The sequence below is a fragment of the Paraburkholderia sp. HC6.4b genome (assembly GCF_014200875.1).
In the GTDB taxonomy this organism is placed as follows: domain Bacteria; phylum Pseudomonadota; class Gammaproteobacteria; order Burkholderiales; family Burkholderiaceae; genus Paraburkholderia; species Paraburkholderia tuberum.
Genome location: NZ_JACHDC010000019.1, coordinates 61,245 through 83,010 on the forward strand (window position 1 = coordinate 61,245; position 21,766 = coordinate 83,010).

19 protein-coding genes are annotated in these 21,766 nt (G+C 65.4%); 9 read left to right on the forward strand and 10 right to left on the reverse strand.

Features of this window, described 5'->3' with window-relative positions:
- The first annotated feature begins 36 nt into the window (after positions 1–36).
- Positions 37–417, forward strand: coding sequence for a DUF5594 family protein (locus tag HDG34_RS26775; RefSeq protein ID WP_090800962.1), 381 nt, complete (start codon positions 37–39; stop codon positions 415–417).
- A 108-nt stretch (positions 418–525) separates the two neighbouring features.
- Here HDG34_RS26775 and HDG34_RS26780 read toward each other — a convergent pair whose 3' ends face one another.
- The 5 genes from HDG34_RS26780 to HDG34_RS26800 all read right to left on the reverse strand — a co-directional run bounded on the left by HDG34_RS26780 (position 526) and on the right by HDG34_RS26800 (position 6,193).
- The gene (locus HDG34_RS26780; RefSeq protein ID WP_184063712.1) at positions 526–2,643 is read right to left on the reverse strand and encodes a phosphocholine-specific phospholipase C; all 2,118 of its coding nucleotides are present in this window, start codon (positions 2,641–2,643) and stop codon (positions 526–528) included.
- 129 nt (positions 2,644–2,772) lie between these two features.
- The gene (locus tag HDG34_RS26785) at positions 2,773–3,084 is read right to left on the reverse strand and encodes a hypothetical protein (protein WP_184063715.1); all 312 of its coding nucleotides are present in this window, start codon (positions 3,082–3,084) and stop codon (positions 2,773–2,775) included.
- A 120-nt stretch (positions 3,085–3,204) separates the two neighbouring features.
- Positions 3,205–4,065, reverse strand: a complete 861-nt coding sequence (locus tag HDG34_RS26790; protein WP_184063718.1) for an alpha/beta fold hydrolase — start codon at positions 4,063–4,065, stop codon at positions 3,205–3,207.
- A gap of 11 nt (positions 4,066–4,076) precedes the next feature.
- Entirely contained in the window at positions 4,077–5,666 is a 1,590-nt protein-coding gene (locus HDG34_RS26795; RefSeq protein ID WP_184063721.1) for a benzoate-CoA ligase family protein, read from the reverse strand.
- Between the two features lie 59 nt (positions 5,667–5,725).
- Positions 5,726–6,193, reverse strand: coding sequence for a DUF4863 family protein (locus tag HDG34_RS26800; protein ID WP_184063724.1), 468 nt, complete (start codon positions 6,191–6,193; stop codon positions 5,726–5,728).
- A gap of 238 nt (positions 6,194–6,431) precedes the next feature.
- On the opposite strand from HDG34_RS26800, the gene HDG34_RS26805 reads away from it, so the two are divergent.
- From HDG34_RS26805 to HDG34_RS26825, 5 genes are all read left to right on the forward strand, one after another.
- Entirely contained in the window at positions 6,432–7,433 is a 1,002-nt protein-coding gene (locus HDG34_RS26805) for a helix-turn-helix transcriptional regulator (protein ID WP_184063728.1), read from the forward strand.
- Positions 7,434–7,547: 114 nt separating this feature from the next.
- Positions 7,548–9,227, forward strand: a complete 1,680-nt coding sequence (gene boxC / locus HDG34_RS26810; protein ID WP_184063730.1) for a 2,3-epoxybenzoyl-CoA dihydrolase — start codon at positions 7,548–7,550, stop codon at positions 9,225–9,227.
- Positions 9,228–9,325: 98 nt separating this feature from the next.
- A complete protein-coding gene (gene boxB / locus HDG34_RS26815; RefSeq protein ID WP_184063733.1) occupies positions 9,326–10,753 on the forward strand; it encodes a benzoyl-CoA 2,3-epoxidase subunit BoxB in 1,428 nt (475 codons plus the stop codon).
- Between the two features lie 16 nt (positions 10,754–10,769).
- The gene (boxA, locus tag HDG34_RS26820; RefSeq protein ID WP_184063737.1) at positions 10,770–12,008 is read left to right on the forward strand and encodes a benzoyl-CoA 2,3-epoxidase subunit BoxA; all 1,239 of its coding nucleotides are present in this window, start codon (positions 10,770–10,772) and stop codon (positions 12,006–12,008) included.
- Positions 12,009–12,286: 278 nt separating this feature from the next.
- Positions 12,287–13,066 (forward strand): amino acid ABC transporter substrate-binding protein, encoded by a 780-nt coding sequence (locus HDG34_RS26825; protein ID WP_184063740.1) that lies wholly within the window; start codon positions 12,287–12,289, stop codon positions 13,064–13,066.
- 127 nt (positions 13,067–13,193) lie between these two features.
- On the opposite strand, the gene leuA is transcribed toward HDG34_RS26825, so the two are convergent.
- Positions 13,194–14,900 carry a 2-isopropylmalate synthase gene (gene leuA, locus HDG34_RS26830; protein ID WP_184063743.1) on the reverse strand — a complete coding sequence of 569 codons (1,707 nt, stop codon included), beginning with the start codon at positions 14,898–14,900 and terminating at the stop codon, positions 13,194–13,196.
- A gap of 397 nt (positions 14,901–15,297) precedes the next feature.
- On the opposite strand from leuA, the gene HDG34_RS26835 reads away from it, so the two are divergent.
- Positions 15,298–15,630, forward strand: coding sequence for a hypothetical protein (locus HDG34_RS26835; protein WP_090800949.1), 333 nt, complete (start codon positions 15,298–15,300; stop codon positions 15,628–15,630).
- Positions 15,631–15,729: 99 nt separating this feature from the next.
- Here the strand turns inward: HDG34_RS26835 and HDG34_RS26840 are convergent, their stop codons facing one another.
- Complete coding sequence (locus HDG34_RS26840) at positions 15,730–16,356, reverse strand: cadmium resistance transporter (RefSeq protein WP_184063746.1); 627 nt, start codon at positions 16,354–16,356, stop codon at positions 15,730–15,732.
- Between the two features lie 206 nt (positions 16,357–16,562).
- Here HDG34_RS26840 and HDG34_RS26845 point away from each other — a divergent pair, with 206 nt between their 5' ends.
- The gene (locus HDG34_RS26845; protein WP_184063749.1) at positions 16,563–17,006 is read left to right on the forward strand and encodes a hypothetical protein; all 444 of its coding nucleotides are present in this window, start codon (positions 16,563–16,565) and stop codon (positions 17,004–17,006) included.
- A 49-nt stretch (positions 17,007–17,055) separates the two neighbouring features.
- Here HDG34_RS26845 and HDG34_RS26850 read toward each other — a convergent pair whose 3' ends face one another.
- Both HDG34_RS26850 and HDG34_RS26855 read right to left on the reverse strand, forming a co-directional pair.
- Complete coding sequence (locus tag HDG34_RS26850) at positions 17,056–18,324, reverse strand: DUF3443 domain-containing protein (protein ID WP_184063752.1); 1,269 nt, start codon at positions 18,322–18,324, stop codon at positions 17,056–17,058.
- 69 nt (positions 18,325–18,393) lie between these two features.
- Positions 18,394–18,858 carry a DUF2844 domain-containing protein gene (locus HDG34_RS26855; protein WP_018421123.1) on the reverse strand — a complete coding sequence of 155 codons (465 nt, stop codon included), beginning with the start codon at positions 18,856–18,858 and terminating at the stop codon, positions 18,394–18,396.
- A gap of 399 nt (positions 18,859–19,257) precedes the next feature.
- Between HDG34_RS26855 and bamC the strand changes: the two genes are divergently transcribed.
- The gene (gene bamC / locus HDG34_RS26860) at positions 19,258–20,493 is read left to right on the forward strand and encodes an outer membrane protein assembly factor BamC (RefSeq protein WP_184022020.1); all 1,236 of its coding nucleotides are present in this window, start codon (positions 19,258–19,260) and stop codon (positions 20,491–20,493) included.
- 170 nt (positions 20,494–20,663) lie between these two features.
- On the opposite strand, the gene HDG34_RS26865 is transcribed toward bamC, so the two are convergent.
- Positions 20,664–21,590, reverse strand: coding sequence for a DMT family transporter (locus HDG34_RS26865; protein ID WP_260321352.1), 927 nt, complete (start codon positions 21,588–21,590; stop codon positions 20,664–20,666).
- Between the last annotated feature and the right edge of the window lie 176 nt (positions 21,591–21,766).

Below are 21,766 nucleotides of genomic sequence, written 5' to 3' on the forward strand. Positions count from 1 at the left end.
ACCAACCCACGATGGGAATCACAGCGGAGAGATTGGATGCGCCCCGAGAGTGCAATGCGTTTCGACCAGGAGTTCGCGCCGCGCATTGCCGAGGCGATCGCCGCGTGTATCGCCAAGACCGTGCACACCGACGTGTTGCCGCATGGCGAACAGGGTCAGCCCACCCGCGTGCGGATTCACGCCACGCCGCTCGATGAGCTCGGCCATTACCCGCATCCGTTGAATCTGTATCTGACCTGGGACAGCGACGAAATAGAAAGGCTGATGGGCGAGCAGGGCGCGACGCGTTTCGCCAGATATCTGGCCGCGCTGCCGCGCAAGCTCAATGCGTGGACCCAGGCGCGCGAACTCGATTTCTCCACGCACACACAGGGTGAGCCGGTTACGTTGATCGGCGGGCTCGATTTCGAATCGTAGACGCGCGCGCGCGATTGCGGGCTTGCGTTCGGGAGCTGGATGAAAAACGGCCGCTGTGCTCGAAGAGCCAGCGGCCGTTGCTTTTGCAGCGTTGGGTTACAGCGACGCTCAGCCGCCTAGCGCCGGATCGCTCATGCTGTTGTTTGCCGTCTCGACATGACCGGCGATGCGGCGCGCGAACGTCGGGTCCGTATCGACGGTGATCGCGAGATCGTACCAGCCGTATGCGTTGCGCAGATCGAGGTACAGATTGTCGGTGTCGCCGCCGCGTACCGAACGCTTGATCACATGGCTCGCGTCGTACGCGTTGACGATCGTGAACTGGCAACGCGCGCTGCCGACGTTCTCGAGCCGCAGTTGCAGATTGCCGTTCGCGACATCGTAGCCTTCGGCGACGGCCGGCCGTGCGGTGTCCGAACCATTCCACCAGTTCCGTGCGACCACCTTGCCCGCGAAGCGGCGCAGGAAGCCGTTCGGCCCGTGCACGCTGAAGTCGTAGCTGCCGTCGGCGTTGAGCAGCAGCGCGTCCTGCAGATGCTTGCCCGCTTCGACGGTATAGCTGCGCGGCGCGTCGGCGCTATTGGCCGCGTACACGAGGAATACCGCGCCCGCGCGGCCCGTGTTGACGAAGCGCATCGTCAGCTTGCCGTTCGAGCCTTCGTCGACGCGCACGAACAGTTCGTACGGCAACGCGCGCGCCGGGCGCACGCCCGCTTCCTGCTTCGGCACCGTCTGCACCGTCGGCGGTTGCGGCACGTAGTCCGGGTGACGGTTCTGGTCGGGCGGCACGTAGCCGCTCGTGCCCGGCAGTGACGGCACCGACGCGTTCGGATTCGCGAAGTTGAACGCGGAGGTCAGATCGCCGCACACCGCGCGACGCCACGGCGTGATGTTCGATTCGCCGAGATTGTGCTGCTGGCCGAAGCGCTTTTCGATGAAGCGGATCACCGACGTATGGTCGAACACTTCCGAGCACACGTAGCCGCCTTTGGACCACGGCGAGACCACCAGCATCGGCACGCGCGGTCCGAGCCCGTACGGCCCGGCGACGTTCTTGGCATCGCCGGCATAGATTTCGTGCGTGATGTCGACGCTCGACAAACCGTTCGCGCTCGACGCGGCCGCGAACGGTGCGGCGATGTGATCGAAGAAGCCGTCGTTTTCGTCGTAGTTGATCAGCAGCACGGTCTTGCTCCACACGTCCGGGTTCGACGTGAGGATCTGCAGCACCTGATCGATGTACCACGCGCCGTAGTTGGTCGGCCAGTTCGGATGCTCGCTGTACGCTTCGGGCGCGACGATCCACGACACCTGCGGCAGCGTGCCGTTCTGCACGTCACGCTTCAGAATGTCGAAGTAGCCGTCGCCGTTGACCGCGTTGGTGCCGGTCCGCGCGTTGTCGTACAGCGGGTTGCCCGGCTGCGCGTTGCGGTACTGATTGAAATACAGCAGGGAGTTGTCACCGTAGTTGCCGATGTACGCGTTCTGCGTCCAGCCCCACGAGCCGTTCGCGTCGAGCCCGGTGCCGATGTCCTGATAGATCTTCCACGAGATGCCCGCGTTCTGCAGCACTTCGGGGTAGGTCGACCAGCCGTAGCCGAGTTCCGAATTGTCGATTACCGGACCGCCGCCGCTGCTGTCGTTGCCGACCCAGCCACTCCACATGTAGTAGCGATTCGGATCGGTCGGGCCCATCAGCGAGCAGTGGTAGGCGTCGCAGATCGTGAATGCGTCGGCGAGCTGATAGTGGAACGGGATGTCGTCGCGCGTCAGGTAGGCCATCGTGGTCGCGCCTTTCGACGGTACCCACTGATCGTTGCGGCCGCCGTTCCATGCGGCGTGCGTGGAGCTCCAGTCGTGCGCGAGATCCTGCAGGAATTGCAGGCCGAGGTTCGGCGCGCTCGGACGGAACGGCAGCACGTAGCTGGCACCGCTGGCATCGGCGGTTTGCGGCTGATACCACACCGGCTGGCCGTTCGCGAGGTTGATCGCGCGCGTGTCGCCGAAGCCGCGCACGCCTTTGAGCGTGCCGAAGTAGTGGTCGAACGAACGGTTCTCCTGCATCAGCACGACGATGTGCTCGACGTCGCGGAGCGTGCCGGTCCGGTTGTTGGCCGGAATCGCGAGCGCATTGCGGATGCCCGGCGGCAGCATGCTCAACGCGGTGAAGGAACCGGCGGCTTGCGCGGCCGAGCGCAGAAAATCACGGCGATTGTTTGAGGTCATGGTTGGGGCGGTGGTGGCTTTGATCTTCGGTGGAGGAAAAAGGCACGGGGACGACAAATTGCGGTACTGAAACGGCGATGCTGCGTCGGACGCGCGAAGGCAGGCTAGCCGCCGCGCGCGGCGCGATTCTCAATCGACGGTATGGATGACGGGGCTGGCCAGCGGCGGCGAGGTGGCGGACAGCGCCGTGCCGGCTTCGGATGCGGGTGCCGCCGGTGTCTGGATCGTCAGCGTCGGCGGCGCGGAGTCGGCCGGCGGCGGGGCGATCGATGGGTCGCCGGGGTTAGCGGCGAAATGGTCGGTTGAACTGATCGTATTCGTGCCGGCGGGCGGGGCGTCGTCGCTGCACGCTCCCGCTAGCGCGCACAGCGCGATCACCGCGATGGCGCCCGTCAAACGTTTGCGATGGGGCGCACGAACCGGCTTCGACACGAAGGGCATGGCACTGTCTCCGGGCGGGGAAGGGATGCCTCGCAATCGATGTGCCGAGGTCAGCGATGCAGCAGCATAATCGCCGATCCGTGTAATTTTTATGAAGTATCGGTAACAGACGGGCGCCGCTTATCGTTGTGCGCGCACGAACGCCGCGATGGCGTCGTTGAGCGCGGCGGGCGCGTCGCGATGCGGCGAGTGTCCGCATGCGTCGAGCTTCACGAGTTGGGCGTGCGGCACGCGCGCGGCGATCGTGTCGATCTGCGCCATCGTGCCGTAGTTGTCGTCGTTGCCCTGGATCGCGAGTAGCGGTCGACGGATCGGCGCGAGCGCCTCGACGATCGACCACCGCCTGAACCCAGGGTCGAGCCAGATATCGTTCCAGCCGTAGAACGCGGAATCGACGTCCGCGTGATAGCGGGCGAGCTTCGCGCGAAGATCGGTGGTTTCGTAAAGCTGCTTCGTTTGGGCGATGCTTTGCACCGAGATGTCTTCGACGAATACGTGCGGCGCGATCACGACCGCGCCCGCGAGCGCATCGGGGTACAGCGCCGCATACAGCAGCGCGATCGAGCCGCCGTCGCTATGACCGATCACCCACATGCGTTGGCGTTGGCGCAGGTCGATATCGAGCGCGTCGAGCAGGGTGGGGAGGATGTCGCGCGCCTGGGCGGTCATGAAATCGACCGGCCATTTGTCGTCAGGCGCACGCGCTGTCGAGAGTCCGTAGCCTGGCCGCGAATAGACGAGCCCGCGCATGCCGAGTCGCGCGCACAACGTCTGCGGCCAGTCGCGCCACATCGCGATCGAGCCGAGACCTTCGTGCAGGAATACCGCCATCGGCGAATCGTCCTGCTGAGCATTCGCCTGCTCGTTGACCCAGCGGTACTCGATGCGCAGCGGTCCATGCGACGCGCTCGCCGGCAGTGCGGCAAAGCGGCTGGCGGCAACCGCGGAGGAAGTGGCAGGGGCGGTACCTCGGTTCTGCATCAATGAATCACCTATGACTGTTCGCGTAGCTTGAAGCGTTGAATCTTGCCGGTGGCGGTCTTCGGCAGATCGTCGGTGAACACGATATCGCGCGGGTACTTGTGCGGCGCGAGCCGTTCCTTGACGAAGGTCTTCAGTTCCTCAGCGAGCAGGTCGGACGGCATGAAGTCGCGCTTGAGCACGACGAACGCGCGCGTTTTCACGAGCCCGCCATGATCGACGCCGACCACCGCCGCTTCGAGCACCGCCGGATGCGCGACGAGCACCATCTCGACCTCGACCGGCGACACATATTGGCCGCTCACTTTCAGCATGTCGTCGCTGCGGCCCGCGTAGACATAGCAGCCGTTCGTGAGACGTCGATATTTGTCGCCGCTTCTGATCCATTCGCCGAGAAACGTCGCGCGCGTTTTCTCGCGATTGCTCCAGTACATCAGCGCCGCGCTCGGCCCCTTGATGAACAGATCGCCGACTTCGCCATCGGGCACCGGCCGCCCGGCTTCGTCGCGCAACTCGACTTCGTAGCCCGGCACGGGGCGCCCGGTCGTGCCGTATTCGACTTCGCCCGCGCGATTCGACAGGAAGATGTGCAGCATTTCCGTCGAGCCGATCCCATCGAGAATCTCGGCGCCGAAGTGCGCGGTGAAGCGTTCGCCGACGTCGCGTGGCAACGCCTCGCCGGCCGACGCGCACACGCGGATCGCGACGTCGGCGCGCGCGGGCAGGTTGGGCGACACCAGCATGTTCGCGTACAAGGTCGGCACGCCGTAGAACACGGTCGGGCGGTGCTGCACGAGGCGCGCGAAAATCGCCTCGGCGGTCGGGCGCTCGGCCATCAGGATCGCGGTCGCGCCGACCGACAGCGGAAACGTCAGCGCGTTGCCGAGTCCATATGCAAAGAACAGTTTCGCCGCCGAAAACACCACGTCGCTCTCGACGATGCCGAGCACCGGCTTCGCATACAGCTCGGCGGTCCAGTACAGATTCGCGTGCGTATGGACGGTGCCTTTCGGCTTGCCGGTCGAGCCCGACGAATAGAGCCAGAACGCGATGTCGTCCGCGTTGCTTGCACAGCCTTTGACGGCGGGTAGCGCGGTGTCGACCAGCGTTTCGAAGCGGGACGCCGCGAGCGGCGCTTCGGTGGAGGCGTGAGGTTGCGAGACGATCGGTTGGCAGCCGTCGTCGTCGATGCTGCTCAGCGCCTCGGTCACGTTAGGTAGCAACGGTTCCGATACGATCACCGCTCGCGCGTGGCTGTGCGTCAGCATGTACGTATAGTCGGCGGCGCTCAGCAAGGTGTTCGCGACGACCGGCACGATGCCGGCGTAAAGCGCGCCGAGAAATGCGACCGGCAGCGATACGGTGTCGAGCATCACGAGCAGCACGCGTTCCTCGGGATGCACGCCGAGCGCACGCAGTGCGCTGGCGCAGCGCCGCGCGCGCTGTTCGAGTTCGCCGTAGGTCATCGCGCCGTAGTCGTCGATATAGGCGACTTTGCTCGCGCGCGCTTCGTTCAACTGGAACAGATGCCTCGCGAAGTTGAACAGCGGGGGCGGCGGCGCAACCGGCTCGCGTGCGCTCGTTTCCAGCAGGGCTTCCATATGTCTCCTCCATCCGTGGACACGGTCCGGCTCTTGTGTGATCGTGACCTGCTCGCGGCTCACGCGCGCGTGAATTCGATCGCCCCTTGCGGCAGCAGATACAGCACCAGCGCCCGGCCGTTCGCGACGCTCGGACGATGCGCCGAGCCGGGGCCGTACACGCACCAGCCGGCCGGATGGCCGTCGAACGTCGCGCCGTCGGTGAGGGGCATGATCAGATCGATCTCGCCGTGCGGATGGACGTGGTGCGGACCGGCAATGTCCTGCATGTCGACGACGTCGACGGAAAAGCCGTGCGTGTCGGGCAGCGCCTTGAAGATGCGGCCGTAGCGGATGCCGCCGGCCTCGCGGTTGCACAGCCAGCCTTCGGCGACGCCGCTGCGGCATGCGTTCGCGAGTTCGTGAAAGGTGGGACTGCCGGCAGGCCAGGTGTCGGTCAGCCAGTCGGCGAGCGCGGCGTCGAGCGGCCGCCCGGCGAGTTGCCCAGTGACGCCTGCGATCAGGCGCTGGAATTCCTGTGGGGACATGCGAGCCTCCAGAAGCGCGCTCATGCAGGCCGGCCGTCGGGTCGCCGGCCGCCGGATCGCCGGCCGCCGGAACTTGGGTGCATGCGTATTGCGGCACCGTCTCCGTGACGCGGCCGGAATGCCAAGGCGGCGCGCGACTGTGTTTGTGATTGGATCAGCTTTTGGCGAAAATTAAACCGTTCACCTGGTGCGTGTCAAGCACTATAGTACATGTATCGTAGTCACGAGGTCGCAAAACATGAATCAAAAGTACCCTCCCGCACCGTTGGACGAAACCGACGACGACACGGCCCGCGCCGAACGCACCGAGCGCGCGGGTGAACGCACGGCCGAACGTGGCGGCGAGCGCGAAGAACGCGATCCGTTCCTGACCGCGATGGGCGAGCGTGTGCGTTTGCTGCGCGCGCGCCGCGGCATGACGCGCAAGACGCTGGCGGCCGAAACCGGTTTGTCGGAGCGACATCTGGCGAACCTCGAATCGGGCGTCGGCAATGCGTCGGTGCTGGTGCTGCGGCAGCTCGCGGCCACGCTGAACTGCTCGCTCGCCGAGGTGATCGGCGACGAAACCACCGCGTCCGCCGAATGGCTGCTGATCCGCGAGCTGCTGCAGGGGCGCGACCAGGCGGCACTGCAGCGCGCGCGCATCGCGCTCGCCGAGATGTTCGCGCAGGCGCCGCGCGACCCGCACCGCAAGGACCGCATCGCGCTGATCGGCCTGCGCGGCGCGGGTAAGTCGACGCTCGGGCGCATGCTCGCGCAGGAGCGCAAGGTGCCGTTCATCGAGCTCACGCGCGTGATCGAACAGCTCGCGGGCTGTCCGCCGTCGGAGATTCATTCGCTGTACGGCGCGAGCGCGTATCGACGCTACGAGCAACGCGCGCTCGAGGCGGTGATCCACGAGCATTCGCACGCGGTGATCGCGTCGCCGGGCGGGCTCGTGTCGGAATCGGGCACGTTCAACGTGCTGCTGTCGCACTGCTTCACCGTGTGGTTGCAGGCGACGCCCGAGGAACATATGCGCCGCGTCGTCGCGCAAGGCGATCTGCGGCCGATGTCCGGCAACCGCGAGGCGATGGACGACCTGAAGCGCATCCTCGCCGGGCGCGCCGAGCTATACGGACGCGCGGACATGTCGTTCGACACCAGCGAAAAGACGCTCGCCGATGCGTACCTGCAGTTGCGCGACCGTCTCGCCGCGCGGCTCGCGGCGGAAGCCCCCGACGAGGCGCGCGTGAACTGACCGATCGCGGGCACTAGGGTTTCCCCGTAAAAATGCACTAAAGTGCTTTACGCTGGTATGACGATGCACTATTGTTCAAAAAACAGATTGCATCGTCCAGTCAGGAGACGCCCCATGTCCACAGCACCCACCGCCGTTGCCCAGGCCGCGCCGGTCGACTATCGCACCGAGCCGTCGCAGTACAAGCATTGGAAGCTCAGCTTCAACGGTCCGGTCGCGACGCTCGGCCTCGACGTCGCCGAGGACGGCGGCATTCGCGACGGCTACAAGCTGAAGCTCAATTCGTATGATCTCGGCGTCGACATCGAGCTGCACGACGCGATTCAGCGCATTCGCTTCGAGCATCCGGAAGTCCGCACGGTGGTGGTGACGAGCCTGAAGGACCGGGTGTTCTGCTCGGGCGCGAATATCTTCATGCTGGGGCTGTCATCGCACGCGTGGAAGGTCAACTTCTGCAAATTCACGAACGAAACGCGCAACGGGCTCGAAGATTCGTCGCGCCATTCGGGGCTGAAGTTTCTCGCCGCGGTGAACGGCGCGTGCGCGGGCGGCGGTTATGAACTCGCGCTCGCCTGCGATGAAATCTATCTGATCGACGATCGTTCCTCTTCGGTGTCGCTGCCGGAAGTGCCGCTGCTCGGCGTGCTGCCCGGCACCGGCGGACTCACGCGCGTGACCGACAAGCGCAAGGTGCGCCACGATCGCGCGGATATCTTCTGCACGGTGGTCGAGGGCGTGCGCGGCGAACGCGCGAAGGCCTGGCGTCTCGTCGACGAAGTCGTGAAGCCGAACCAGTTCGAGCAGGCCATTCAGGCGCGCGCGCTCGAACTCGGCGCGCACAGCGATCGTCCGGCCGGAGCGCCAGGCGTCGCGCTCACGCGCATCGAACGCACGGATCGCGAAGCTGGCCTCAGCTATCAGACGGTCGAGATCACGATCGATCGCGCGAAACGTGTGGCGACCTTCACCGCGCGCGCGCCACAGACCGCGCAACCGACCGGCATCGCCGCGATCGTCGCGGCGGGCGCCAACTGGTGGCCGCTGCAATTCGCGCGCGAACTCGACGACGCGATCCTCTCGATGCGCACCAACGCGCTCGACATCGGCACCTGGGTGTTCAAGACCGAAGGCGACGCGCGCCACCTGCTCGCGGTCGATGCGACGCTGCTGCAGCACCGGGATCACTGGTTCGTGCGCGAAACGATCGGCATGCTGCGCCGCACGCTCGCGCGCCTCGACGTGTCGTCGCGCTCCATCTTCACGCTGATCGAGCCGGGTTCATGCTTCGCCGGCACGTTCGCGGAACTCGCGTTCGCCGCCGATCGCACCTACATGGCCGCGCTGCCCGACAACGAGGACGAGGAGCCGGCGATCACGCTGTCGGAAGTCAACTTCGGCCTGTATCCGATGGTGACGCATCAGTCGCGGCTCGCGCGGCGCTTCTACGAGGAAGCCGAGCCGCTCGACGCGGCGCGCGCGCTGATCGGCCAGCCGGTCAAGGCGCTCGACGCGGAGCGCCTCGGTCTCGTCACCGCGTCGCCGGACGACATCGATTGGGCCGACGAAATCCGCATTGCGCTCGAAGAACGCGCGGCGATGTCGCCCGATGCCTTGACCGGCCTCGAAGCGAATCTGCGCTTCAATGGGCCGGAGACGATGGAGACGCGCATTTTCGGCCGTCTCACCGCCTGGCAGAACTGGATCTTCAACCGGCCGAACGCAGTGGGCGAGAAGGGTGCGCTCAAGGTGTACGGCAAGGGCAGCAAGGCGCAATTCGATGTGTCGCGCGTGTGAGATGCGCCGCGCTCACTCCGACTAAACGACGCCGCCTGCCGATACGCGCCTCTCGCCACTGCAGCTTCCGAACAGGGAATTGACCCAGGGAACCGACCATGTCCTCGATCAACTACAGCGAAAAGATTCCGAACAACGTCAACCTCGCCGACGACCGCGCGCTGCAACGCGCGCTCGAACAATGGCAGCCGAACTTTCTGTCATGGTGGGGCGACATGGGCCCGGAAGGCTCGCACGGTTACGACGTGTATCTGCGCACCGCGGTCAGCGTCGATGCGGGCGGCTGGGCGCACTTCGACTACGTGAAGATGCCCGAGTACCGCTGGGGCATTTTCCTCACGCCGGGCGAGCAGGATCGCACGATCCACTTCGGCGAGCACAAGGGCGAAGCCGCGTGGCAGGACGTGCCCGGCGAGCATCGCGCGAACCTGCGCCGCATCATCGTCACGCAGGGCGATACGGAACCGGCCTCGGTCGAGCAGCAGCGTCACCTCGGTTTGACCGCGCCGTCGCTGTACGATCTGCGCAACCTGTTCCAGGTCAACGTCGAGGAAGGCCGTCACTTGTGGGCGATGGTGTACCTGCTGCATCGCTACTTCGGCCGCGACGGTCGTGAGGAAGCCGAAGCCTTGCTCGGCCGTCGCTCGGGCGACGAGGACAACCCGCGCATTCTCGGCGCGTTCAACGAGAAAACGCCGGACTGGCTCGCGTTCTACATGTTCACGTACTTCACCGACCGCGACGGCAAGTTCCAGTTGTCGGCGCTCGCGGAGTCGGGCTTCGATCCGCTCGCGCGCACGACGAAGTTCATGCTGACCGAGGAAGCGCATCACATGTTCGTCGGCGAATCGGGCGTGTCGCGCGTGATCCAGCGCACCGCTCAGGTGATGAACGAACTCGGCACCGGCGACGTCGCGAAGATCCGCGCGGCCGGCGTGATCGATCTGCCGACCATCCAGCGCTATCTGAACTTCCATTACTCGGTCACGATCGACCTGTTCGGCGCCGATCATTCGTCGAACGCGGCGACGTTCTATAGCTCGGGTCTGAAGGGCCGCTACGAGGAAGGCAAGCGCGACGACGATCATCGCCTGAACGAGCTTGCTTACAAGCTGCTCGACGTGCAGGACGGCAAGCTCGTCGAGCGCGAAGTGCCGATGCTCAACGCGATGAACGAAGTGCTGCGCGACGATTACATCAAGGACTCGGTCGCGGGCGTCGGCCGCTGGAACAAGGTGCTCGAGAAGGCCGGCATCGACTTTCGCATGACGGTGCCGCACAAGGCGTTCAACCGGCAGATCGGCACGTTCGCGGGCACGCGCGTGTCGCCCGACGGCCGCGTCGTCAGCGAAGCCGAATGGGCCGCGAACGAAGCGAACTGGCTCGCCACGCCGGAAGACCGCGCGTTCGTCGCTTCGCTGATGGGCCGCGTCGCCGAGCCGGGCAAGTTCGCGAACTGGATCGCGCCGCCCGCGATGGGCGTGAACCGTCAGCCAGTCGATTTCGAATACGTGCGCTTCAACTGAAGCAGGCGAGGAAGTCATGAACGGGCCAGTATCGGTCGAAGTTCTGCGGCAGCATCTGATCGATCCGGAGATCTGCATTCGCTGCAATACCTGCGAAGAGACCTGTCCGGTCGATGCGATCACGCACGACGACAACAACTACGTCGTGAAGGCCGACGTCTGCAACGGCTGCATGGCCTGCGTGCCGCCGTGCCCGACCGGCGCGATCGACAACTGGCGCACCGTGCTGAAGGCCGACGCCTATTCGATCGACGAGCAGTTTACGTGGGACGTGTTGCCGGAGCAGAACACGATGGCGGTGCCGGCTGAAGAACCGGTGGCCGCGTCCACCGCGGACGACAGCGCCGCCGAAGCGGACGGCATCGAAGTGGATACCGTGCGCGGCGCGCTCGTGCCGCCGTGGTCGGCCGCGAAGCCGTACGTGAATCTCTACACGCATAAGGCGCCGACCACCGCGACGGTGGTCGGCAACTACCGGCTCACCGACAGCGCGACGTCGAGCGACATCCATCACATCGTGCTCGATTTCGGCTCGATGCCGTTTCCGGTGCTCGAAGGCCAGTCGATCGGCATTCTGCCGCCGGGAGCTGCTGCCGACGGCCGCGTGCATCACGCGCGCCAATACTCGATCGCGAGTCCGCGCGATGGCGAGCGGCCCGGCTATAACAACGTGTCGCTGACGGTGAAACGGGTGTCGCAGCAGCACGGCGACGCGATCGACGGCGTGTGCTCGAACTATCTGTGCGATCTGAAGAAGGGCGACGTGGTCAACGTGATCGGTCCGTTCGGCAGCACCTTCCTGATGCCGAATCATCCGAACTCGCATCTGCTGATGATCTGCACGGGCACCGGTTCCGCGCCGATGCGCGCGATGACCGAGTATCGCCGCCGCAAGCGCCTCAAAGGCGCGACCGGCAAGCTGATGCTGTTCTTCGGCGCGCGTACCAAGGAGGAGCTGCCGTACTTTGGACCGCTGACGAATCTGCCGAAGGATTTCATCGACACCACGCTCGCGTTTTCGCGCACCCCGGGACAGGCGAAGCGCTACGTGCAGGACGCAATGCGCGAACGTTCGGCCGACGTCGCGAACCTGCTGAAGGACGACAACACCTATATCTACGTGTGTGGCCTCAAGGGCATGGAGGACGGTGTGCTGCAGGCGCTCAAGGATATCGGCGAGCAGCATCAGATCGATTGGGAAGCGTTGTGGGCGAAGCTGAAGCGGGAAGGGCGGCTGCATCTGGAGACGTACTGAGCGGCGCGCCGACACGCCGACCCGCACCGAAAGCTGCGCGAAAAGGCTCCGCAAAGGCTCGTGAAAGCATGAGCGCTTGCGGGGTTTTTTTGCCTGCGCCATATGCTCGACGGCAGAGCGCAGCGGCTGACTTGTGCGGATCGACGCACCGCGCGCGAAGCGCTTTGAAAATCGCGGACGGTTTGCTACAGTCGGCCCACACAGCCGGCCGCACGCCGGCACTCCCCGCCAAACGCGGCAGTCTGCCACCTGCGCAGGCACTCAGACGGAGCCGTCCGATGAAGCCGATTCGTTCACTTGCGATGATTGCGCTGTTGCAGGCAGCACTCGCGCATCCGGCTAGCGCCGATGATCTCGCGCGGATCAAGGCATCGGGCGTGTTCCGGATCGGCACCGAAGGTACGTACGCCCCGTTCACCTACCACGACGACGCGGGCAAGCTGACCGGCTTCGACGTCGAGATTGGGAGCGCGATCGCGCAGCGTCTCGGCGTCAAGCCGCAATTCATCGAAGGCAAATGGGAAGGACTGATCGCCGGTCTCGACGTCAATCGCTACGACGCGGTGATCAACGAGGTCGCGATCACCGACGAGCGCAAGCTCAAATACGATTACTCGGAGCCGTACATCACGTCGCACGCGGTGCTGATCGTCGCATCGGACAACACGACGATCAAATCTTTCGACGACCTGAAGGGCCGCAAATCGGCCAATACGCTGGCCAGCAACGTCGGCAGGATCGCGGCCGCGCACGGCGCGCAGGTGATTCCGGCGCAGGGCTTCGACGAATCGATCGAGCTGCTCGTCGCGGGCCGCGTCGACGCGACCGTCAACGATTCATTGTCGTTTCTCGACTACAGGAAGCGCGAGCCCGAGGCGAGGATCAAGGTCGTCGCGGTCGATACGTCGCCCGATAGCAGCGACAAGTCGGCCGTACTGATCCGCAAGGGCAATCCGAAGCTGCGCCTGGCGATCGACGACGCGCTCGCCGGCATGAGAAAAGACGGTACGTATCAGCGGATTTCGCTGAAGTACTTCGGCCGGGACGTGTTTCATTGACCGTCGGCCGAGGTTGACGCGGATAAATCCCCATTAAAAAGGAAGGGGCGTCGAAACGCCCCTTCTTGGTTGTCGTCAGCCCGTCGAACATGCGGCGTGCCGCACGTTCAACGCGGCAGACGCTGCCTCACACCGTCGCGTCGCTCAGCGCGGCGTCGAAGAAGCGCTCCTGGGCATCCGTGTTCACGCGTGCATACGCGCGGTTCACGCCGCTGATCACCGCGCGGATCGACGCGGTGATCAGGTTCGCATCGACACCGACGCCGAACGCGCTGCCGGCCACATCGGTGCCGGCCATTTCGGCGATCGCGATCGCGCGCGCATCGGCGCCCTGCGTGAGCGCGCGTTCCTCGTAGTGCTGGATGCGCACGGGCACGTCGAAGGCGTGCATCAGCGCGTCGAGCGGGCCGTTGCCGGCGCCGCCCAGCACGCGCGGCGTGCCGTTGATTTCGACGTTGAGCTTGATGTGCTCGCGGCCGTCATGCTCGGACAGGCTGTGGCTGATATAGCGGACCGGCTCGGCCGTGCGCACGTATTCCTGCTGGAACAGTTCCCAGATCTGCGCGGGCGTGACTTCCTGGCCGCTCTGGTCGGTGAAGCGCTGCACGGCCGAGCTGAAATCGACCTGCAGACGGCGCGGCAACACGACGCCGTAGCTCTGCTCGAGCAGGTACGCGATACCGCCCTTGCCCGACTGGCTGTTCACGCGAATCACGGAGTCGTAGGTTCGGCCGAGGTCGCTCGGATCGATCGGCATGTACGGCACTTCCCAGATCGCGTCCGGCTTCTGCGCGGCGAAGCCCTTCTTGATCGCGTCCTGGTGCGAGCCCGAGAACGCGGTGAAGACGAGATCGCCGACATACGGATGACGCGGATGCACCGGCAACTGCGTGCATTCCTCGGCCGTGCGCGCGACTTCGTTGATGTTCGAGAAATCGAGCTCGGGGTCGACGCCCTGCGTGTACAGGTTCAACGCGAGCGTGACGAGGTCGACGTTGCCGGTGCGCTCGCCGTTGCCGAACAGACAACCTTCGACGCGATCCGCGCCCGCCATCACCGCGAGCTCCGCGGCCGCGACGGCCGTGCCGCGGTCGTTATGCGGGTGGACGGAGACGATCAGCGAGTCGCGACGCGCGAGATTGCGGTGCATCCATTCGATCTGGTCGGCGTAGACGTTCGGCGTGGCCATTTCGACGGTGGCCGGCAGATTGACGATCGCCTTGTGCTCGGGCGTCGGTCGCCAGATGTCGAACACCGCGTCGCAGACTTCCTTCGCGAATTCGAGTTCGGTGCCGCTGAACACTTCCGGGCTGTATTGCAGCGTGAAGTGCGTGTCCGGTTGCGCGTCGGCGAGGCGTTTCATCGTGCGCGCGGCCTTCTGCGCGAGTTCGATCACGCCGCTCTTTTCGAGGCCGAACACGATCTTGCGGAATTCCGGCGCGGTCGCGTTGTACAGATGGACGATCGCGCGCGGGGCGCCGCGCAACGATTCGAAAGTACGCTCGATCAGATCGTCGCGCGCCTGCGTGAGCACTTCGATCGTCACGTCGTCGGGAATATGGCCGCCCTCGATCAGCTCGCGCACGAAGTTGAAATCGGTCTGCGACGCCGACGGAAACGCGACTTCGATTTCCTTGAAGCCGATCTGCACCAGCGTCTTGAACATGCGCATCTTGCGCTCGGCGTTCATCGGCTCGAACAGCGCCTGGTTGCCGTCGCGCAGATCGGTGCTCATCCAGATCGGCGCGCGCGTGATGGTGCGCGACGGCCACTGGCGATCCGTCAAATTGACCGGCTTGAACGAACGGTACTTGGTAGCAGGGTTTTTCAACATTTTCATCATCCGGGGGAGAGACCGTGGAATGGGTGTCGACCGGACGACGAAAACGCGATACTGGGCCGCCGGTCGGAAACCGGGGCTGGGTCAGTTACTGGGGATTCAAGCGATGCTTCGGTGTATCAGAGAGAAGCGGACGCGCGCAGCAGCAGACCTAGCCCGGTAGAGCGGGCTAGTAGTAGCGATAGGGTGGTCTGGGCGCGGTACATAGTGCGCAATGGGAACATATTATTGAGAAAGCGTCAAGGGCCGAGGTGGAGTGGGCCGTGGCCTGCTCGGCTGCAGAAGGGGGCGAGCGGCCGCTCGCATGGAAGGTGCCGTGGGACGCTCGCGCGGCACTCGATTCAGGGGTGAGCTCACGAGGCGTCGTCAATTCACAGAGCAGGAGGTGAACATGAAAAGGGTAGCGAAGATATCCGGCCTCGCGAGGATCTGCGCGTGCGCGGCGTTGGCATGTGGGTTCGTCGGGCAGGCCGGCGCGCAGGGGCTCAGCGCGCAGAACGACATGAACGCGCCGCAGAACAGTACAGGTCTGATGCCGCAGGCGGCGCGCGGCAGCGAGTATCCGACGCATGGCAACCAGCAGGCGGGCGAGCTGAATCTGAATCCGACCGATCCGCGTGCGCAACTGGTCAACGGCTTGCCGAACAACGCGAGCGCGGGCGGCTATGGCGCGCCGCTGGCGGGCGTGCGTACTTACGTGCAACCGCCCCAGCCGGCGAATTGAGACTGGCGAAGCAGGATCGGCAGACGAAGACTACGACGCTGAAGGCGGCAAGCCGAAGCCGTTGCGTGCCGCGCAGTCTTCGTCGACGCCCCGCGTTGATCACGCGCCGGACCAAAGTCGCAACGTATCGCTGTTCACCATCACCGATACGCCTATCGTGACGAGGATCAGCGGCAGCAGCGCCGAGCCGTAGCGCCGGATCGGCGCGCCGAGCAACGGGTGGTCGACCAGCCATGCCGCGCCCGCGCACCAGAGCCCGATCATCACGACGAACACGAGCGAAACCAGCGCGTTCTCGGCGGGCGTACGACTCGCGTACAGCGGCACGTAGACGGCGAGGTTGTCCGAGCCGTTGGCGATGGCGACGCTCGCGACGGTCCAGCTCGATGAGCCGCGAACGGATGGCGGAGCGCTTGCGCGGCTGTCCTCGCTATCTTCGCTGGCGTTGCGCCGCGCGTGGCCGGGACCGAAGCGCTGCCAGGCCTTGTGCAGGCCCACGACGATCGGCAGCAAGCCGAGCAGGCCCACATAACCGGCCGGCAGGCGCGTGAGCAAGGCCGCGAGCACGAGCGCCGCGGCGACGAGGATCAAAGAGCCCGCGTACTGTCCCGCGACCACGCGGCGCCGCTCCACGCCCGTTTCGGTCAGAAAGCCGAGCAGCACGAACAGGTTGTCGATATTGGTCGCGGCGTAGGCGACGATCGCGAGCAGGACGAGGCTGAGCATGAAGAAGCCGAGATCGTTACCGGGGGTAGAGTCGTTTTGAATTCGCCACGCAATGTGGGCAACCGGGCTGCCGGCTGCGCCATCGAGGGCGCGACCGGTCAACACAATGCCGATGCGCTGGGTCAAGGTCAAGCGGCAGGCGGCCGCGAAGCCGGGCGACGGGGTCGTAAGCTACAATGACCGAGGCCTGGAACAACGGAACATCGATGAAGATTCGCCTTCTCTCTATCGCCTGTGTCGCGAGCGCCGCGGCGCTGCTAGCGGCCTGCACGATCGGTACCCGCAACTCGGGCGCATGCGAACAATTGATGCGCAGCAAGCTGGCCGAGGCGCCGTCGGGGATGTCGTCGGATACGCTGCGGGTCACGCATCGCGGGGCCGCGATTCGCGGCTCGCGCGTCGTGGTGGAGGGGACGATCGAGCATCGGGTAAGCGCGTCCGAGGTGGCGGTCTCCGCGCCGCTCGCGGCATCGGCATCGCAAGCGGCGATGGACGTCAACGTGGCCGCGAAGCAGGCCGAGCCGAAGAGGGTCAGCACGCCGGCCGCCGCCGAGTGCACGTTCCACGGCGAAGAGCTGGACGTATTCCGCTGGCTCGCGCCGGCAAAGCTGGCCGCGCCGGCTGCGCAACCCGCCAGCGCGGCGGGCTGAGTTCCCGTCCGCGTCTCGCGCCATCGCTGCGCATCCAACCCAATCAACCTCAGAACGCGTAATACGGCCCCTGGCCGGCCGACGTATTGCGCGCCGCAATCGCCGTGTAAATGCGTTTGCCGTAAAAGAACGGCAAGCCCCAGCCGAAGCCCTGACTCGAATTGCCGGCGAGATTGTCGAACGCGTTGTTCGACGATGAGAACAGCGTGCTCGAATTGGCTATGTCGAATGACACCGTGCTCGACACGCCATCGATGCCGGTGATCGACGCGCTCGCCGACTGCGTCGAAGTCGGGCAGTACCACAAGCCGCACAACGGGAACTGCGTCGAGTGGAAGAACAGGCCGTTCGAGCCGCTGTCGAGATAGCTCACCGCATAGGTCTGACCGCCCGAGTTCGTCGTCACGTAGCCGGTCGCGGCGTTCGCCTTCAGGACGTTCGGGCTCGTCAGCGTGTTGTTCGACTGGGTGCCGATGCCGAAGATCAACGAGCCCGACACGCTGGCCGCGCCCGCATCGGCGACGGCCGGCAGGTCGATCACGACGCCGTTGTTGTCGAGCGGGAAGCTGCTGACCGGGTTGGTCACCTGCTGTGCGAGCGGCTGCGCGGTTGCGGTGCAGCCGCTCGTCGTGCAGCTGTAGTACCAGCGCGGCAATGCGGAGTTCGAGCAGCCGTTGCCGCAGTCGACCGGGAACAGGCCCACGCCGAGGATCCCGTTCGAGTGCAGGCTCGACACCGTCAGCAGCGACGCGCCGGAGTTCGCGCAGTCGGTGGGTGCGGCGGGCAGCGCACTGTCGGCGATTACCTGGATCGGAATCGATGACGCCTGTTGGCCAGCCATGCGTACGTCCGCGTTGCGGATCGAGCCCCACGCATAACCGCTGCCGAACACCGCGCATTCGGCGCTCACGCCGCCGCCCGCGGCGATGGTCGGCAGCGACAGGGTCGTCGGCAGCGCCGATGCGAGGATGCGCAGGCCGTTCGAGCCGGTGTCGACCTGGATGTCGTCGATCGTCGCGCAGTTGCTGGTGCCGGCCTGGCAGACGGTGACGCTCGTCGTCAGCATGTTGCGCGTACTGCCGGGCGATACGCCGACCGTGACCAGCTGCACGTTGGGCGTGGTCGATTGCGGCACGTTCGCGCTCTGCGTCGTGTTCGACGCGCTCGTGGAACTGGTCGACGAGGTCGGCGCGGTCGCGGACGGCGTCGAGCCCGAGCCGGACGAGCTGGACGAGGAACTGCCGCCTCCGCCGCCGCAGCCGACGAGGGCCGCGCAGACGATCAGAAGCAGGGCATGGAAACGCAAGGCGGATTTCATGGCGTGGCGATCCGTCGGGTGGAACTTAGGCGTGAAGGGGGCGCGAGCGACGCGTGCGGGGCGCACGCGTTACTGGATGTCGTCGGAGGTGACGCCGGCGGGCAAAGCCGCCGGCAGCCACGCGCGGCCGACGTAGCCGCGCATCGGTCCGCCGGACTCGACGATCACGTCGGCGCGCGTGACCCGCGACGAATGCAGATTGCCGCTGCCGGCCGCCGCCGCGGCGCCTGTCTTGTACGAGTCGCCGTATTTGCCGAGTAGCGCGTGCAGATCCGGCATCGTCGGGCCTTGCCACGCGTAGGCGACGATCAGGCCGGTGCTGGTCGCGTATTCGTTGATGGTCGTATTGCCAGCGTCGGTCCACGTGCGCTCGCGCAGTGCGCCATTGAGCAGCGTGCGCGGCGCGCTCGCGCCCGACACCGCCTGGCTCGGCATCGTGCCGCCCAATTCGGCATGTGCGCCGAAGCTCGCGCAGCACGCGACGACGGCGATCGCCGAGGCGATCGCGGATGGATTGAGACAGGACTGGGACATGAGGCCTTCCTCGTTTGGCGCCGGATTTTTTATTGAGATAACTCGATTAATCTGGCGCTGGTTTTTTTCTGGTCTTTGCACATCGCGGCGGACAGGACCGCGCGCCATGTTTAAAAACAAGCCGCATGCAGACCGGAAGCCCTTATTCGGCGGCCCTCCGGCAAAGACTTGGGAATAGTCCCAAGGTCAACTCGAAAGTGTTATTTAGTGTTAAATTTACCGCATAAGAAGGCAAATAGCATGATGGGCGCGGACTTTTTTCCCGTGGTCGCTTCGTAGCCGTGGCATGCGGCGATTCGCGGGCAAACCCCAGTTTTTGCACAGGCCTCGCCGGGACCGGTAAAATGTTGGGTTGATCCACGGAAACTTGCCGTGGCGTAGCGGAAGGATTCCCCGAACATGACTGATTTTCGTCTCACCAAGCGGTTTGCAGTAATGCTCATGGCAGGCGGGCTGGTCGCCGGCTGCGGCACCTCGTCGCCGACCAAAATCGACTATAGGAGCGACTCCCGTTCGAAGCAGGTATCGCTTGCCGTACCGCCGAACATGATCGACGAGACGGCCGATCAGCGTTCGCTGCCGCCGCAGGGCGGCGAAACCTCGCTGTCCACGCTGAAACAGGTGCAGGCACAGGCGCCGGCCGGCGACGCGGTCGCGGTCGTGCCGCCCGTCCAGGGCATCCACATCCAGCGCGACGGCACCGAGAGCTGGCTCGTGATCGACAACAAAACGCCCGATCAGGCCTGGCCGCAAATTCGCCGCTTCTGGCAGGAGCAGGGCTTCCTGCTCGTGGTCGACCAGCGCGACAAGGGCGTGATGGAAACCGACTGGAACGAAACCCACGCGCAGATCAACGACGGCTTTATCCGCAACACGCTGTCGAAGGCGATGGGCAACAGCTACGTGAGTTCGGAGCGCAACAAGTTTCGCACGCGTCTCGAAGCGGCGCCGAAGGGCGGCACCTATGTGTTCGTCAGCCAGAAAGGCATGCGTGAGGCGATCACCGGTACGAACAACGAGTCGACCCAGTGGCAACCCAAGCCGAACGACCCGGCGCTCGAGCAGGAATACCTGAAGCGCCTGATGGTCTCGCTGGCGCGGGCCGATTCGGGTAGCAACGCGGGTGGCACACAGAACGCCGAGCTGTCGCCCGCGGGCACGCAGATCGCGCCGAACGCGGCGACGGCGGGTGCGAAGTCGGCGACGGCCGCCGTTGTCGCGCAGAACGTCGCGCTCGCGGCGCAACCGCCTATGCCGGACGCGGATTCGGCCAACAACACGTCGGCGCAGCTCTCATCGACCGAACTCACGCTCGGCGAGCCGTATGACCGCGCGTGGCTGCGCGTGGGCCTCGCACTCGATCGCAGCAATTTCACGGTCGACGATCGCGACATGAGCCGCGGCCTCTATTTCGTGCGCTACGTCGATCCGAAGGATATGTCGTCGGCCGAGCAGGGCTTCTGGAGCCAGGTCTTCCACGGCAAGAAGGAGAAGGTCGCCAGGCAGTATCGCGTGAACGTGCGCGCGGTGACGCCGAACCAGACCCGCGTGGCCGTGGTCGACGACAAGGGGCAACTCGACGAAAGCTCGCAGGCCAAGCAGATCATGAGCCTGATGGCCGACCAGCTGCACTGATACGAGAGCCTCGCGGCCGACGCCGCCGGTTCGACGAAACCGCCCGGAGAAATCCGGGCGGTTTTTTTTGACTATGCATTTGACGCGCGAAGGGCCCGCGCGTGAGCCGATGTAACGTGACCGGATCGGCAAGCCGCGACCCGGCGCGGTTGCCGATTGACTCCGTGCGCTCAGGTATCCGCGCGCCGCGTCCCCATCCACGGCAAGCGCTTGACTACGCCGGTCGCCAACGCGGTGCCGACCAGAATCACAGCGCACCCTTCGAGCATGCCGGGCGACACCGTCTCGCCGAGAAACAACGCGCCCCACAGAATGCCGAAGATCGGAATCACGAAGGTCACGGTGATCGCGCGCGTCGGCCCGGCGACCGCGATCAGATGGAAGAACAGCATGTACGCGATGCCGGTACAGGCGACGCCGAGCGCGATCACCGCGCCCCACGCGCGCAGCGAGATCGGCGCGGCGGGCCAGTAGATGACCGCGAGCGGCAGCAGCACGATCGTCGCGCCGATCATCGTGCCGGTCGCGACGGTCAGCGCGTCGACGCCAGTCAGGTGACGCTTCGTGTAGTTGGCGGCGATGCCGTAGAGCAGCGTGGCGCCGAGCGCGGCGCCGGCCGCGAGCGCGACGCTCAGCGGCGAGGCGGCCGAGCCGGCCGGCGCCGCGATCTGATCCCACACGAGCATCAGCACGCCGAGAAAGCCGACCACGAGACCGAGCGTGCGCAGTGCGCTGAGCCGGTCGCGCAGCCACAGGAAGCCGACCAGCGCGCCCCACAGCGGCGCGCACGCATTGATCACCGACGTGACGCCCGCCGACAGTGTCAGCTCGGCATACGCGAACAGGCAGAACGGTGCCGCCGAATTGACGATACCGACCACGAGCAGCGGCACTGCGTGCGTGCGCAACACGGTGGCGGACTGTTGCAGCGGCCGTCGCGCGATCAGCACGATCGCGAGAAAGAGCGCGCCGATGCCGACGCGCAGCGCCATCAGCGGCGCGACGCCGAAGTCGGTCACGCCGACGCGGATGAACAGGAACGATGCGCCCCATAGGGCAGCGAGGATCAGCAGTTGCAGCAGGTTTCTGGTTTTCATTGGAATGGCGCCGCGCGCAGTTGAGTCGGGACGCCAGCTCATCGTAACAGTGCGATCGCGCGAATCGTTTCAGTACGGGATGAAACGGCAAGATCCGGGAGACAGCCGCGTCCGATGAGGTCGATGGTAAGCGCTGCGAGGGCGCGCGCCAAACGAGCAATTCTCGCCGATATGTG

Excerpts from the sequence above, each read along its gene's own strand:
- boxC (WP_184063730.1), top strand. The coding sequence starts at position 7,548 with ATGTCCACAGCACCCACCGCCGTTGCCCAGGCCGCGCCGGTCGACTAT.
- HDG34_RS26800 (WP_184063724.1), bottom strand. The coding sequence starts at position 6,193 with ATGTCCCCACAGGAATTCCAGCGCCTGATCGCAGGCGTCACTGGGCAA.
- leuA (WP_184063743.1), bottom strand. The coding sequence starts at position 14,900 with ATGTTGAAAAACCCTGCTACCAAGTACCGTTCGTTCAAGCCGGTCAAT.
- HDG34_RS26775 (WP_090800962.1), top strand. The coding sequence starts at position 37 with ATGCGCCCCGAGAGTGCAATGCGTTTCGACCAGGAGTTCGCGCCGCGC.
- HDG34_RS26850 (WP_184063752.1), bottom strand. The coding sequence starts at position 18,324 with ATGAAATCCGCCTTGCGTTTCCATGCCCTGCTTCTGATCGTCTGCGCG.
- HDG34_RS26855 (WP_018421123.1), bottom strand. The coding sequence starts at position 18,858 with ATGTCCCAGTCCTGTCTCAATCCATCCGCGATCGCCTCGGCGATCGCC.
- HDG34_RS26790 (WP_184063718.1), bottom strand. The coding sequence starts at position 4,065 with ATGCAGAACCGAGGTACCGCCCCTGCCACTTCCTCCGCGGTTGCCGCC.
- HDG34_RS26845 (WP_184063749.1), top strand. The coding sequence starts at position 16,563 with ATGAAGATTCGCCTTCTCTCTATCGCCTGTGTCGCGAGCGCCGCGGCG.
- bamC (WP_184022020.1), top strand. The coding sequence starts at position 19,258 with ATGACTGATTTTCGTCTCACCAAGCGGTTTGCAGTAATGCTCATGGCA.
- HDG34_RS26780 (WP_184063712.1), bottom strand. The coding sequence starts at position 2,643 with ATGACCTCAAACAATCGCCGTGATTTTCTGCGCTCGGCCGCGCAAGCC.
- HDG34_RS26840 (WP_184063746.1), bottom strand. The coding sequence starts at position 16,356 with ATGCTCAGCCTCGTCCTGCTCGCGATCGTCGCCTACGCCGCGACCAAT.
- boxB (WP_184063733.1), top strand. The coding sequence starts at position 9,326 with ATGTCCTCGATCAACTACAGCGAAAAGATTCCGAACAACGTCAACCTC.
- HDG34_RS26825 (WP_184063740.1), top strand. The coding sequence starts at position 12,287 with ATGAAGCCGATTCGTTCACTTGCGATGATTGCGCTGTTGCAGGCAGCA.
- HDG34_RS26785 (WP_184063715.1), bottom strand. The coding sequence starts at position 3,084 with ATGCCCTTCGTGTCGAAGCCGGTTCGTGCGCCCCATCGCAAACGTTTG.
- HDG34_RS26795 (WP_184063721.1), bottom strand. The coding sequence starts at position 5,666 with ATGGAAGCCCTGCTGGAAACGAGCGCACGCGAGCCGGTTGCGCCGCCG.
- HDG34_RS26805 (WP_184063728.1), top strand. The coding sequence starts at position 6,432 with ATGAATCAAAAGTACCCTCCCGCACCGTTGGACGAAACCGACGACGAC.
- boxA (WP_184063737.1), top strand. The coding sequence starts at position 10,770 with ATGAACGGGCCAGTATCGGTCGAAGTTCTGCGGCAGCATCTGATCGAT.
- HDG34_RS26865 (WP_260321352.1), bottom strand. The coding sequence starts at position 21,590 with ATGAAAACCAGAAACCTGCTGCAACTGCTGATCCTCGCTGCCCTATGG.
- HDG34_RS26835 (WP_090800949.1), top strand. The coding sequence starts at position 15,298 with ATGAAAAGGGTAGCGAAGATATCCGGCCTCGCGAGGATCTGCGCGTGC.